Below are 14,285 nucleotides of genomic sequence, written 5' to 3' on the forward strand. Positions count from 1 at the left end.
GGCTTACCGTATAAGGGAAATAATGTTGGTTATTGAAGAAAATGCCTGAATATTCCTTCTTAATCTCTGTTCCCTGTTCCCTGTTCCCTGTTCCCTCGAACCAGTTGTTAAATTAGCATAACAAGTACGGTAGAGCCAAAATAGCTAAACATGACAATGTTTAGATTGTCATGTTTATTTGTTCGATATAATCAAAATATAGCAATCCTAAATGATTCATGAACAATTTCTGTTCCCTGTTCCCTGTTCCCTGTTCCCTTTCCTCACTCATAATTTCTCAAGTCAAATAGGATGACTATATTTGGTAATAAAATAGTTATAGTTATTGATTCAAGACTATACTTGCTAAGTTACAGGTGTAATTACCACATGGCAGAATTTTTTAATAAAGCAGTACATTGGCTTTCTATAATTACACAAATACTGCTCATGGCTTGCTGGTAGCTGTGTGTATCCTCTTGTTCCAAGGATAGTTTGGCAGCGGTTTGTAAATCTTGAATAGCCTTGAGGTTATTTCGATCAGAGTCTTGTCCAGCATACTGTGTAAGTTCATAGCGAATCATCCCTCGTTTGAGATAGACTTTCGCCAAGTTACCATTGATTTTTAGTGCTTGGTTGAAGTCAGCGATTACCTGTTGATATTCTGGAATAAAGTTGCTGCTAAACTGTGCCATTCTATAGCGGATTTCACCGCGATGAAAATAAGCTTCTGCTTTGGATGCATTCAGTCGAATCGCCAGGGTCAAATCAAGAATAGCTTTTTGATAATCTTGCACAGATTGACCGCTATATCTAGCCATTTCCGAACGGACAATACCCCTTTTAATATAGGCTTCTGTTTCTTGCTCGTTCAGCGATAAAGCTTGAGTAAAATCAGTGATCGCTAGGTTATATTCGCGATCGGGATCGTGGCTATATTCAGCCAGCATATAATGAACATTGCCTCGGTGGATAAAAGCTTTAACTTCTTGAGGGTTAATCTGCAAAGCTTGATTATAGTCTGCCAGAGCGCCTTCATAATCCCTCAATTCATAGCGGGCATTACCTCTGTGAACATAAGCACTAGCATTTGTTGCTACCTGTTCTATAGCTTGGCTAAAGTGTTGTACTGCTTTGTGATAATCTTTTGCTTGGTAAGCAGCATGACCCTGTTGATAGTAATCGGCGAAAGTCAGAGTATCTGGCTGGGGTTGAGGAGGAGTTATCAAAGTTTGTTGAGTGTAGGTATTTTGAGAAACATAAGGACGAGTAAATTTAATTGCTACGTCTAAATACCCCAACACACCAAAACCCACTAAACACAAAATAGCGGGATAAAACTTTGTGTTTTTTTGACGTTGATAAACAGAATACTTAGGTAACTGCCAATGATTTATTTGGGATTGCGGCCTGACTGGTTGTGGAGAACGTGGACGCTGGGCGTAACGCCTTTTAGGTACAAATCGTGGGCGCAGATGTTCGCGATTTTCTACTGCTCTAGGTGATGGAAATGGATCACGTCCACCTAAGCGCAAAGCACGTTTACACCAGGGACAACTATCTAAATGGTGATTATAGCGATGCTGGGGATTAGCAGTACAAGTAATCAGGCTATCTTCTGCTTGGGCTAAAACTGATAACCAAGTTTGGGCGTTGGGGCGCAGATGTGGGTGATCGTGACCATCTTCAAAACAACGTAAAAACAATTCTTGCAACTTGGGATGCAGCATTTCCCAAGGGGGTGCGATGGGGGTAGGGAGATAAGGTACGTGACGCTTTTGACTATAAGTGAAATGTCCCGCAGCAATCCGGGCTTCGTAGGGTGGTGGCTCAGAAACACCTTGAAAGATTCCCGAAAAGGGGTGAGTACCTTCCATTAAAAGTTGAAAAATCAACACCGCCAGCCCAAAGGAATCATGGGTGATTTTGCGATCGTGTTGAGCAAAAATTTTATTCTGTAGTTCTGGTGGGGTAAACTCTGGTTTACCTACAGGACAGCGATAAACAACATTCTGATCAGGATCGTACACTTGGAACGAGTCAGTATCAACCAAGGTCACCAGTGCTGTATCGCTAACGAGAATATTTGACTCATTGACGTCACCAACGCAATATCCACTATTATGCAAAGCTGCAAAAGCCGCGGCCAAATTACGAGCGGTGCGTAGCAGATACTGATAATTGAATAAGGGACAGTGTTCGCGACGAGTTCTGGGATTGTAAAAGTCTATAATGGGGCGCATCCCACGAATGCGAGGCATTAAAAAGCCGATGATGCGATTGTCTTGGTCTTTTGACCGTAATAAATCCAGCGGCCAAGCAATGGAAATATGCCCCAAGCTAGCTGTAGGGTTTTCTGGAGGGTTGTCCAGCATCGCCTGGAGTTTGTTGGCGTGAGCAACTGTTGGTTTGTGATAGACTTTAGCGACTAAATCACCACAGGAGGGCACTGTATAGATACAAGCTTCACCGCCACGCCCCAAACTCACGCTGAGGTTGATAATTTCTTGTTTGGGAAAACAACGTAAGACTTGCATGATAAAATTACGATGAATGGGGTTATGTAAAATACAAATCTCGCAAAATCACCACAACGTTGCTCAGATAAAAGATCATTGAGCATTCCTAAGACCTGCTAAAATCAGGGTCAGGTCATCATCAGTACGTTGGGTAATCCGTTCAGAACCTAAAAACCTCACCAACTGTTCCTTGGCTGTTGTCTGATCTTCGGCATTCTCCACAAAGTCGAATAAGGGAAAAAAGAAGGGTTTATGAGGTTCGCCCACCAGCATATTTAAGGCCAGCATTTGTAGTCCATCGGTAAGGACGGCAATATTAACTATGTTTTCACGCCATAATCTGATTTGCGCTGTATCTAAGGCATGAGGGGAAGTTAAAAAAGTTGTCTCGTTGATGTATTCTCCATGATCAGGTCTTGTCAGTGCCATTAAGTTACCCATGCGATCCTTGGCCACTGCTAAACCATCACCAATTTGTACCACGGCGACCAGATCCGGGGTAGCAACCATTATAATTAGGGTAGTTGCTAAATCTTGAGGCTGTTTGCTGCCAGTTCTTGCTGCATCCTCTACCGCTTTTTTGGCTGCTAGTAAGGCTTCATTCAATAGCGATCGCACAATTGCATCATCTGCAAGGGAATCTCTAGTAATTTGTTTGATAGCAAGGGTTTCTATTGCTTTTTCTACAGCTACCATTGCTCCCACTTTTCCCTGGCTGGCAGAACCTGCACCATCAGCAGCCGCGGTGAGCAACACATTACCTGGTAGTAGCTGCCAGTGGTGAGCATCTTGACACAGCTGCTTATTTCTGATGTGGCTTGTACCGCATACAGATGCAGCCACTACTTGCCAATGAGATATCTGTTTCAATGTTGTATTCATAGATTTTTTTTCAGGCATAGCTCGTGTGAATGTAAGCCACGATACCTACGGTAAGCGACGCTAACCCGATTAAAGAGTACCCCAGCCAATGGGTGGTAGTGCTACCTGTTCATCTACCTGAGAATGGGAAACTGCTGACATACTGGCTGACAACCAAACAAACATCTCAATAAAGTTAAGTCCTTTGAGTTTGAGTGGGGTTCGCACTGCTAATTGATTTAAGCGCATCATGTTAGCGTTTTCTACACCTACTGTGAAGAATGCAACTCGTTTATTAGCTTCATCTACTTGTAGGCGTTGCGCTGCTTGCTCTATGAGATGGTCTAATTCACCTTGTGGTTCTCCATCTGTAATCATGAACACCCAAGGACGATAATAAGCAATGCCATTGGCACGATATAAAGATTTACGCTCTTCCACCATGTCCAATGCTTTATGAATTCCTGCCCCCATAGTCGTTAGTCCCTGGGCTGTCAAAATGGGCGGGTTAAATTGATCGGCTGTGACAAAATCCTGGACTATATTCACATTAGTATCAAAAGTGATGATCGCTACTTCAACCCTTCTGGATGCTAAGGAATTTTTGACTAATTCATCCTTCAAACTCAGCAAGCCCTGATTTAAAGCTTCTATAGGATCTCCTTGCATTGATCCTGATGTATCTAGCAATAGCACACAAGGACAGCGTGGTTCAGGATTTTCAGCAAATTCGACTATTTCATCGAGTTGTAAGCTTTCATGCATAACGGTTTTTGTTATGTTGTACGTCACTGCTTTATTTTCCTTTTTTCAAAGTATATACCTTAGTTTCCGGAGGCTATAAGACTAAACATAAATGTTTAGCCCTAATTAGTGCAATCTTTATGAAACAGATAGTTTGGACAAACTTATCTACATATATTATTTTTTGATTAAGATACTGCTAATTATTCTGCGTATACAGGGTGGTTTTGTGAATTTCATTCCTTTCTGTCACTGCACAAAATACGGTTCATTACATATTCATTTAGAACACAATATTATATACAAAGTCATTTTTTATATCGACAACATCATGATTTTGAACAGGATATAGCATTTACCATGCTCGTGAGGTACATTTTTTTTTAGTTTGAGGGAACAGGGAATAGGGAATAGGTGTGTACTTCATGAGCCTGAAAAAGGCTATATTCCATCTTATTGAACAGGATATTATACCAAATATATCAATAATATTTAGTATAATATCATCGGTGTATGTATACAGCAAATACATAATACTTTCTTGAGATAAATATTAAATTTGAACAAAGTAAGCATAATGAGATTCCTATTTTTAAGTTATTTAAAACACTCGGAAATCTGATTAATTTTGATAATTTTAGAAGACTACATCCTCATGGTTTATGAAGATACTGATGTGCATCAGATTTACCCTTTGACCAATGACCGATAAATGTGGATAAATTTTCATTCTCTGCTAGATACAAGTTAGATGGGCGTTAAAAATTATCCTGACCACAAGGGGACACTGAAGAGGTTTTCTGGCTACTTTACCTTTCCTGAAGTAGGTTGGTTTTTTTCAAGTGATTATACTTAGAATATAACTGCTACAAATTTAGTACACAGAACCCTAGATAAGAGTAAAAATAAAATCTCATCCTACGCATAAATTCCTGTAGATGGGTAATGCTAGGATATTCCTGATCCTGTTACCTAAAATATTCAGGATCAGGGATTAATAATAATAAATAACATAAATCCTACTTGTGAAAGAGTAACGGCTGCTACTATAACCATACAAAAAGTTAAGAAAATTTTGTGTTTACCCAGAGGAGCAACATTTGTAGTAAATACAGCATATTTCGCTACAGAATGGCTGGATATACTGCAAAATTTATTTACATTTTACATTAACATAAAAACTGCCGGAAATAAACCGGAAATAAACCGGAAATAAAATATAGATGATTAATTATTCTTCTGCTGGAAAAATTTCATCAATTGTTGGTTCCATGCTGCTATTTTGAGTTACTTTATTAGGATCATGATCTGAGAGAGAAGATGGCGAAATGATTACTAACTCACTTTCTTGTCCGAGACTATTTCCCCATTCATCTAGAACATCTTTAATCAATACTTCTTGCAACCAAATCTTAGCAACCACAGTCAAAGGTAATGCTAAAAATAATCCTAAAAAACCAAAGAAAGTAACGAAAAATAGTTGGGAAATTAAGGTCACAGCAGGTAGTATAGAAACGCGATGTGCCATGACAGTGGGAGTCACAAAGTTGGCATCAATCTGTTGAATCACAAGATAGAGAAGCAACACTAGCAGAGGTTTCCAGGGAGTATCTAACAAGGCGATCGCCATTGCTGGTATTAGACTCAATGTAGGACCTAAATTAGGAATTAAGTTGAGAAATCCTGCTAAAACGCCCAAAGCTAGAGCGGCTTTGACACCCAAAATATATAAGCCGATCACACTTGATATTCCCACCACACTCATAGCAATAAAAGCACCTGTTATCCATCCCTCCAATGAAAGTTCACATTGATCCAAAATCCCATCTATTCTTGAGCGATAAAATGAAGGGAATAGGCGAATAAATAATCGGCGATAGGCTTGAGGTTCGGCTAATAACATCCCCGTTAGTACTAGGAGTAATAACATCTTAACTAGGACTTCTAGGGAGCCAGAAACAAAAGCAAAAGAGTTACCCAATACCTGATTGAGAAAGGGTTGTGCTTGTGCAATCAGGTGACTGAGATTAGGGAGGTAGGGAACCAGTGGAGTGGGAACGAGGGTTTCTAGTTCCTTTAGCCAACTATTAAAAAGAGCAAAACCTTGAGGAACGCGATAAGTGAGTTCTTGAAACTGCTGCACAAAAGGGGGAACAATCAGCCAGAAAAAACATACTACACCGGCGAAGAAAATACACACCGATAGGAGAACAGCGAGGCCACGTTTCAAGCCTAAGCTTTGAAGACGTTTGGCTAGGCGATTTAAGGTAGTAGCCAAAACCACTGCAGCAAATATCAGCAATAGAACTTGCCGAATTTGCCATAAGATATACAAACAAAGAACTATAGCGATTAAGCCAATCCACTGCCCAAGGTTCACAGTCCTGCCCCAGATGTATCATTGTTACCTTAGCTGATTTTACCAATTTCTACTAATTTTGTTTGAGTATTGATTGGAATCTGCAAAATAAAGCGATCGCGAGCATCAGATTCGGTAACAGAACTATAATCAGGGCATTGGCATTTGTTGCGGCTATGGATAAATGCGGTCCTGCGTATTTAATTAATAGGGACAGCAAACCGGAAACCACCAGCAATTTAGCTACAAATCCTAAATTATTTTTCATAATAGTACGGCAATACACATTTCTCTGTGGGGTATACCCGATATTAGGTGACTGGGTTTAGTTTCTAGAATAAACCTATATAGAGACAAATCTTGAGATCAATACTGCCAAAATTGTTGCTGTGTGAATTTTTTTGTTGCTAATAGTAGTTCAGCACCTGGGTTAGGCATCTCTATATGTATTTGTGTGTTTTGGCATGAGGCAAATTCTATTAGGAACTGATACAGCAGTGTGCAGGTGAGTTTACTACATCAAAAGATAACTGACTAAGGAGGGTGTATCTAAATGCCTGTAGAAACTAATAATAATTACCAAAGACCAGATAAAGCACCAAAACCTAGGCAATTGGGCGGTAGTTTGCTGATTCTATTGACTTTTTTATTACTGCTTAACTTGGTTGTTCCCAGTTTGTTTGGGCAGCGGCAAGCTCAAGTTCCCTACAGTGAGTTTATCGCGCAGGTGCAAAATAATCAAGTGGAGCAGGCGGTTGTGGGTAGCGATCGCATTGAGTATACCATGAAAACCCAAACTGCTGAAGGTGAAACTGTAAAACAGGTATTCACCACTACGCCAGTAGCCATCGATTTAGATTTGCCCAAAATTCTGCGTGAGCATGATGTCGAATTTACAGCACCACCACCATCCCAAAATGCCTGGATTGGTACTTTACTCAGTTGGATTGCACCCCCATTAATTTTCTTTGGGATTTGGGCTTTTGTGATCAGTCGTCAAGGTAGCGGTCCGGCTGCATTGACAGTAGGTAAAAGCAAAGCCCGCATCTATTCCGAAGGCATCACGGGTGTACAATTTAGTGATGTTGCCGGTGTAGATGAAGCTAAGGCAGAACTAGAAGAAATCATTGATTTTCTCAAAAATGCCGGTAAATACACCAGACTGGGGGCAAAAATTCCTAAAGGCGTATTGTTGGTGGGACCTCCGGGAACGGGTAAAACCATGCTAGCTAAAGCCGTAGCGGGTGAAGCTGGTGTGCCGTTTTTCAGTATTTCTGGCTCAGAATTTATTGAATTATTTGTGGGTGTAGGTGCAGCCCGGGTGCGTGACTTGTTCGACCAAGCCAAACAGCAAGCCCCTTGTATTGTGTTTATTGACGAATTAGACGCACTGGGTAAGTCTCGTGGAAGTGCTGGGCCGATTATGGGCGGTAATGATGAGCGTGAACAAACTCTCAACCAGCTACTGAGTGAAATGGATGGTTTTGACGCTAACACAGGGGTGATTATCATTGCAGCGACCAACCGTCCCGAAGTCATTGACCCCGCATTAAGTCGTCCAGGTCGATTTGACCGTCAAGTTGTGGTTGACCGTCCTGATAAAAGCGGTCGTGAAGCTATTCTGAATGTCCATGCGAGAAATGTGAAATTAGCTGATGATGTTGATTTATCAACTATTGCGGGTCGAACTCCTGGTTTTGCGGGAGCAGATTTAGCTAACCTAGTCAATGAAGCTGCACTGTTAGCAGCCCGACAAAATCGCCCTGCAGTATTAATGGCAGATTTTAATGAAGCTATTGAGCGGTTGGTGGCTGGTTTAGAAAAACGTTCTCGTGTGCTGAATGAACTGGAGAAAACCACAGTAGCCTATCACGAAGTTGGTCACGCCATCATCGGTGCGTTAATGCCTGGTGCTGGTAAGGTGGAAAAAATCTCTGTTGTACCCCGTGGTGTGGGTGCTTTGGGTTATACAATTCAGATGCCCGAAGAAGACCGCTTCTTGATGATAGAAGATGAAATTCGCGGACGCATTGCTACTTTATTGGGTGGCCGTTCTGCTGAGGAAATTGTTTTTGGGAAGGTTTCTACTGGTGCTGCTGATGATATCCAGAAAGCTACTGATTTGGCAGAACGAGCTATTACTATCTATGGGATGAGTGAGAAGTTGGGTACTGTGGCTTTTGAGAAGATTCAACAGCAGTTCCTGGAAGGTTATGCTAATCCCCGCCGTAGTATTAGTCCCAAGGTGGCTGAAGAAATTGATCGGGAAGTGAAGCTGAGTCTAGATAATGCTCATCACATCGCTTTGAGTATTTTGCATTATAACCGCAAGTTGCTAGAGGAGATTGCACAGGCATTATTGGATAAGGAAATTCTGGAAGGTCTTCAATTGCGTGAGTTCCTTAACCAAGTTGAAGCACCAGATGAATTGGATGAGTGGTTACGAACCGGTAAGTTATTGGCAGACAGACCATTGATGCAATCACTTCTGGTTTAATGATTTTAGCGTGAATTGTTTAGCGATCGCCCTATTTCTAGGGCGATCGCTTTCTTCATGAAATTATCTCACTTCACCAAAGGCATGTTCTACGTCTGCCATATTGCCATATTCCCTTTCTGCCATTTGTTGGAGGATGTTGATTATTTCTTGACTGGCGTTTTTCTGTCTGGCATGGTTGACTAAATCCTGTTTATTGGCTGGAAAATCTATGCCGCTGAGACTTCTAGAAATATCAACTGCAGATACTGCCATAACTTCACCTCTGTTAGTGGGTTGTATCTAGGCTATTGGCTATGGCTATCTGTCATTCTCTACCTAGGGTTGTATCTTAAGTCGGAAATTCGTTGTAATTGCATATACATCCAAATTTGATTCATAAACTCATCAAATGCCTCTCCAATCAGCTTCTCTGCCAAATTTTAATTGTTTGATCAAAACTTCCAGAAACTAACATCTCACCCGAATCTGTGAAGGCTAGGGCTGTAACTGTATGGCTATGGCCATTAAAAGTAGCTAGCAATTCGCCTGTTTCTGGATGCCACAATTTGATGCTTTGATCTGCACTACCACTGGCGATAAGTCCATCAGGACTCAGGGCTACAGCATACACTTTATCTCTATGACCCTTGAGGGTACGAATTAATTTCCCTGTTTCCAAGTGCCAAATTTTAATTGTTTGATCCCAACTACCACTGACTAGTAGTTTACCATCGGCACTGATAGTCATGGCAGAGACGATGTGAGAATGACCGGTGAGGCTGTATGGGGGTGGTGAATGTTTGAGAGTTTTCCACCCGCTGGGTTGTGAAGTCCGCCAAACTTTGATTTTGCGGTAGCTACCTGTAGCTAATATTTGCCCATCTTGACTAAAAACTAGGGAATGAGCGGCTGTATCATCTAAAGATAAGGCGATCGCTACCTGACGTTGGGTCAAATCCCAAAATAAGACTTTTCTATCATCCCCAGCCGTTGCTAACATCAGTCCATCTGGTGTAAATGCAACGCACCGCACCATAGCATTATGCTTGTGCAGAATATCGATTAAATCTAATGCGCCTACGTGCCAAATCTTGACCGTGGAATCAGCACTACCAGTAACTAAAGTTTGTCCATCTGAACTAAAGGCTAGAGAATTTACCATATCTACGTCTCCAGACACTACCCAAGGATACTCTGATAATGTCTGGATTAATTCACCCTTACTTAAATCCCAGAGCTTTGTTTCCCCATAACTACCACTTGCTAATATGGGGGAGGTTGTGCCATTGTTAGACCTGGAACTAAAAGCTATACAATTAATGCCTCTAGTGTGGCCTTTCAATGTTTGCCAACATTCCCAATCACCAATTATTGCCTTTTGCGGGTGTTCTGCTGGCAAAGTTTGCACTGTTTCTACTATTATCTGTTGTTCAACTAATGGCTGTGTGGGTTTTTTGATATTTCCTTGGGTAACTAATGATTCTAAATACCAACTCAAACCCCCCGCATACAAGAAATGATCGGGAGTAACATACAGTTTTGGTTCGGGAAATTTAATTTGGCTGGTTGGTAAAAAACCCGCAATGATACAATGTTTTTGGTAATAATTCATATCAGTGAATGGGTGCAGTAAACACAGAAAAACTAATACTTGATAATTCTTCAAATCATCCTGAGTAACTGACCACCTCACTTTATTTTTCTTAATACTATTAACACTTTCTCCATCAACTGCGTAAACTTGAATACTAACATTAGGATTATTAGCCAACAGGTAGGCAAATTTGCTCTCTCCGCGCAAATTCCCTTCATCATCTAACACCATGTGTTCTACACTGTCCTGTGGGATTTTTTTGACTAACTTACCCAGACATTCAGCCATCACTAACCCCACAATTTGCTCTCGGAAAAGATACTCTTGTGCTTGCTTCTGGAAGTATTCGGGAAAAGTCATCCCCCAGTCATCCGGGTCGGGATATTCCGGTGGTGTAGGGGGTGGATTTTTGGCGACAATTTCGGCTTGCTGACGGGAAAATTCGGTTATCTTCAGCAATTCCTCACAAGAGAATACTATTCTCTCACGGTGAGATGCTTTAACTTGACTTTCCAGCAAGGATAAATCATAAGTTTTAGGTTTTTTCACACGTTGAAGGAAGTCAGCTTGTTGAGCTTTGAGTAAGCTAATCCAATCCATCTGCATTGGGTGTGACACAATAATATTGCATACTTAGGGTAAGCTATACCGACCTAATTACTCAAGAGCAATCTGGAATTTATGAGTTACGATGCTGGTCAATTTGTCATGGTCAATGATTTGCATCCCAGAAATAGTTTTGGTAACAGATGTAAGTATAGTGGCTAAGATGGAAATAAAAGTATTTTTTGTTACTAATAATAAGTATGTATCATAGATTATAAGGCGCGAGTAGCAATCTTGGGGTTTAGCCGCTAGGTGAGGATATGATCATCTTTTGATTAAATATCTATCTTTAGATAGATGATTATATTTATACAATACTCTTAGTTGTCAAAATTAATTCGGTTTATTATGATACATTTCATCCAAAACTTTCAATGCGGATGATTACCTCCGATAGATGAACTGAAAGTATTTATATCTGTTGCTATGCAATGCAGCAGACATCCTCTGAGCATCAAGTAAAACTGGAGTACTGTCGTGACTTTTTTAAATTGGGTAAAAGAACAACAAAAAAATCTCCATGATTCTATTGTGCGGTTTAAAAACAAAGAATTCATGGATGCTATTGTTGCGGGATGCGCTTTAGTAGCAGCTGCAGATGGACATATTCATTCTACGGAAAAACAAAAAATGGCTGGTTTCATTGCTAGAAGTGAGGAACTGCGTGTATTTGAGATGAATGATGTCATTGAGAGATTCAACTATTTTGTGAGTGGTTTTGAGTTTGACTCAGATATTGGTAAAGAACAAGCACTAAAAGCTATTAGTAAGTTCAAGAATAATTCCGATGCTGCAAAATTATTGATTATAGTATGTTGTAGCATCGGTTCGGCTGATAATAATTTCGAGGAATCCGAGAAGCAAGTTGTGCGAGAAATATGTCAAAATTTGTCTTTGAATCCCTTAGAGTTTCAATTATAGCATTTCCCATGCTCGTGAGGTACAATTTTTTTTAGTTTGAGGGAACAGGGAACAGGGAACAGGGAACAGGGAACAGGGAACAGGGAACAGGGAATTGGTGTGTACTTCATGAGCCTGAAAAAGGCTATATACATATATTCCGACTACATATTACCTGAATTATCACGGAGTCTTGAATAATGACAATTAATCTGGCGAAGGGACAACGTATCTCTCTGGAGAAAGTTGCACCGGGTCTGTCTCAAGTTTTTGTTGGTCTTGGATGGGATGTAAAGTCTACTGATACCGGCACAGATTTTGATTTAGATGCCTCAGCTTTTCTGCTCAATTCTCATGATAAGCTCATATCTGAAGCCCATTTTATATTTTATAACAATCCTAAAAGTCCTGATGCTGATAAAGCAGTACAACATCTAGGAGATAACCTGACAGGTATAGGTGAAGGAGATGATGAGACAATCAAAGTTTCTTTGAATCAAGTACCTGATGAGGTTGAAAAAATTGCGATCGCTGTGACTATTCATGACGCAGAAAAACGCCATCAAAATTTTGGTCAAGTACAAAATGCCTATGTACGTATTGTGAATGAGCAGACAAAAGAAGAAGCTGTCCGCTATGAACTTACAGAAGATTATTCCATCGAAACAGCATTGATCATGGCTGAACTTTATCGTCAAGATGGTGAGTGGCGTTTAAATGCAGTCGGGTCTGGTTATCAAGGTGGTTTACAGGCGCTCCTTGATCGCTATAACTAGGTAATTCTCCAGAAGGCTAAAACCATTTTACTGGGGGAAAAGTCAGCATTTTCATTTACCCCAGTAAGATGGTTGGTCATACCAATTCTATGAGAAGTTAGGCACTTTACAAATTTATTCGTTCAAGGTTGAATTTCAGGAGACCAAAAAAATGGCAGTTACGTTAACAAAAGGACAACGGGTTTCACTAGAAAAAGTTGCGCCGGGACTTACGGAGGTATTTGTTGGTTTGGGGTGGGATGTGAAACCAACGGACACTGGCTATGACTTTGACCTAGACGCATCAGTTTTTCTACTCGGTAGTAACGAAAAGTTGATATCTGACGACCACTTTATTTTTTACAATAACCGGACTAGTCCAGATGCAAGCAAGTCAGTAGAACACACAGGGGATAATCTGACAGGTGTTGGTGATGGTGATGATGAGGTCATCAAGATTAGTCTGCAAAAGGTTCCTGCTGATATTCAGAAAATTGTGATTACGGTAACTATTCATGAAGCCGGAAAACGAGGTCAAAACTTTGGTCAGGTTCAAAATGCTTTTGTTCGTATCGTTAATGCTCAGACTAATCAAGAAGTAGTTAGATACGACTTGGTTGAGGATTACTCTGTTGAAACTGCATTAATTATGGCTGAAATCTATCGCAAAGATGGAGAGTGGCGTTTAAATGCAGTCGGATCTGGTTATCAAGGTGGCTTACAAGCATTATTAGATCGTTATAGCTAGGAGATGAGATATGGGAATTAATTTACAAAAAGGACAGAGAATTTCTCTGTCTAAGGAAGCTCCCACCCTGACTAAGTTGATGTGTGGACTAGGCTGGGATGTAGCAAAAACATCCGGCGGTGGGTTTTTTAGTAACTTTGCTGGTGGTGCTCAGTATGATTTGGATGCTTCTGTAATTTGCCTAGATGCCAATGGTAAGTTAACGAGTAAAGAGAATATTGTCTACTTTGGGAATCTTCAGCATTCGTCAAAAGCCATTATTCATACAGGGGATAACTTAACTGGTGCTGGTGATGGGGATGATGAGGTGATTATTGTTGACTTACCTAGGATACCAACCCAGATTGCTAAATTGGTTTTCGTAATCAATATTTATGAATGCCTTCGCCGTAAACAGGACTTTAGCCAAGTTGAAAATGCTTTTGTGCGTTTAGTCAATGCAGATAATAACAAAGAACTGGCTAGATATAACCTCTCAGGTAGAGATTATCAGGGGAGCACAGGAATGATATTGGCGGAAGTATATCGACACAATAATGAATGGAAAATGGCAGCTGTGGGCAATGGGATCACTGTCAACGGTTTAGCAGACATGATCAGGTCTACAATAATTTAATGAATTTATAGTCATTTATGTACATTTGTAGTATAATATTATGAGTGTACGATCATTAAATGAATGAAACTATCTGATTATGCAAAAAAGGTAGGGATAAGTTATAGAACTGCGTGGCGTTGGTA

At 40.5% G+C, this 14,285-nt stretch carries 12 protein-coding genes; 5 read left to right on the forward strand and 7 right to left on the reverse strand.

What is annotated here, in order from left to right; all coding sequences use genetic code 11:
* Positions 1-362: 362 nt before the first annotated feature.
* From PN457_RS03860 to PN457_RS03880, 5 genes are all read right to left on the reverse strand, one after another.
* A complete protein-coding gene (locus tag PN457_RS03860) occupies positions 363-2,516 on the reverse strand; it encodes a tetratricopeptide repeat protein (protein ID WP_271731451.1) in 2,154 nt (717 codons plus the stop codon).
* 75 nt (positions 2,517-2,591) lie between these two features.
* Positions 2,592-3,380 carry a PP2C family serine/threonine-protein phosphatase gene (locus PN457_RS03865; RefSeq protein WP_271731452.1) on the reverse strand — a complete coding sequence of 263 codons (789 nt, stop codon included), beginning with the start codon at positions 3,378-3,380 and terminating at the stop codon, positions 2,592-2,594.
* Positions 3,381-3,449: 69 nt separating this feature from the next.
* Positions 3,450-4,124, reverse strand: a complete 675-nt coding sequence (locus tag PN457_RS03870) for a vWA domain-containing protein (RefSeq protein WP_271731453.1) — start codon at positions 4,122-4,124, stop codon at positions 3,450-3,452.
* A gap of 1,210 nt (positions 4,125-5,334) precedes the next feature.
* Positions 5,335-6,483: an AI-2E family transporter gene (locus PN457_RS03875; RefSeq protein WP_271731454.1), complete on the reverse strand. Its 1,149-nt coding sequence runs from the start codon at positions 6,481-6,483 to the stop codon at positions 5,335-5,337.
* Between the two features lie 52 nt (positions 6,484-6,535).
* Positions 6,536-6,730: a hypothetical protein gene (locus PN457_RS03880; protein ID WP_271731455.1), complete on the reverse strand. Its 195-nt coding sequence runs from the start codon at positions 6,728-6,730 to the stop codon at positions 6,536-6,538.
* 285 nt (positions 6,731-7,015) lie between these two features.
* Between PN457_RS03880 and ftsH the strand changes: the two genes are divergently transcribed.
* A complete protein-coding gene (gene ftsH / locus PN457_RS03885; protein WP_271731456.1) occupies positions 7,016-8,959 on the forward strand; it encodes an ATP-dependent zinc metalloprotease FtsH in 1,944 nt (647 codons plus the stop codon).
* A 63-nt stretch (positions 8,960-9,022) separates the two neighbouring features.
* Here ftsH and PN457_RS03890 read toward each other — a convergent pair whose 3' ends face one another.
* Both PN457_RS03890 and PN457_RS03895 read right to left on the reverse strand, forming a co-directional pair.
* Positions 9,023-9,214: a DUF2795 domain-containing protein gene (locus tag PN457_RS03890; protein WP_271731457.1), complete on the reverse strand. Its 192-nt coding sequence runs from the start codon at positions 9,212-9,214 to the stop codon at positions 9,023-9,025.
* A 148-nt stretch (positions 9,215-9,362) separates the two neighbouring features.
* Positions 9,363-11,135 (reverse strand): WD40 repeat domain-containing protein, encoded by a 1,773-nt coding sequence (locus PN457_RS03895; RefSeq protein ID WP_271731463.1) that lies wholly within the window; start codon positions 11,133-11,135, stop codon positions 9,363-9,365.
* A gap of 483 nt (positions 11,136-11,618) precedes the next feature.
* Between PN457_RS03895 and PN457_RS03900 the strand changes: the two genes are divergently transcribed.
* From PN457_RS03900 to PN457_RS03915, 4 genes are all read left to right on the forward strand, one after another.
* Positions 11,619-12,062 carry a tellurite resistance TerB family protein gene (locus tag PN457_RS03900; protein WP_271731458.1) on the forward strand — a complete coding sequence of 148 codons (444 nt, stop codon included), beginning with the start codon at positions 11,619-11,621 and terminating at the stop codon, positions 12,060-12,062.
* Positions 12,063-12,241: 179 nt separating this feature from the next.
* Entirely contained in the window at positions 12,242-12,817 is a 576-nt protein-coding gene (locus PN457_RS03905) for a TerD family protein (RefSeq protein ID WP_271731459.1), read from the forward strand.
* Positions 12,818-12,968: 151 nt separating this feature from the next.
* Positions 12,969-13,544, forward strand: a complete 576-nt coding sequence (locus PN457_RS03910; RefSeq protein ID WP_271731460.1) for a TerD family protein — start codon at positions 12,969-12,971, stop codon at positions 13,542-13,544.
* Positions 13,545-13,554: 10 nt separating this feature from the next.
* Positions 13,555-14,160, forward strand: coding sequence for a TerD family protein (locus PN457_RS03915; protein WP_271731462.1), 606 nt, complete (start codon positions 13,555-13,557; stop codon positions 14,158-14,160).
* The last annotated feature ends 125 nt before the right edge of the window (positions 14,161-14,285 follow it).

Origin of the sequence: Anabaenopsis arnoldii (assembly GCF_028331025.1) — a bacterium.
Lineage (GTDB): Bacteria > Cyanobacteriota > Cyanobacteriia > Cyanobacteriales > Nostocaceae > Anabaenopsis > Anabaenopsis arnoldii.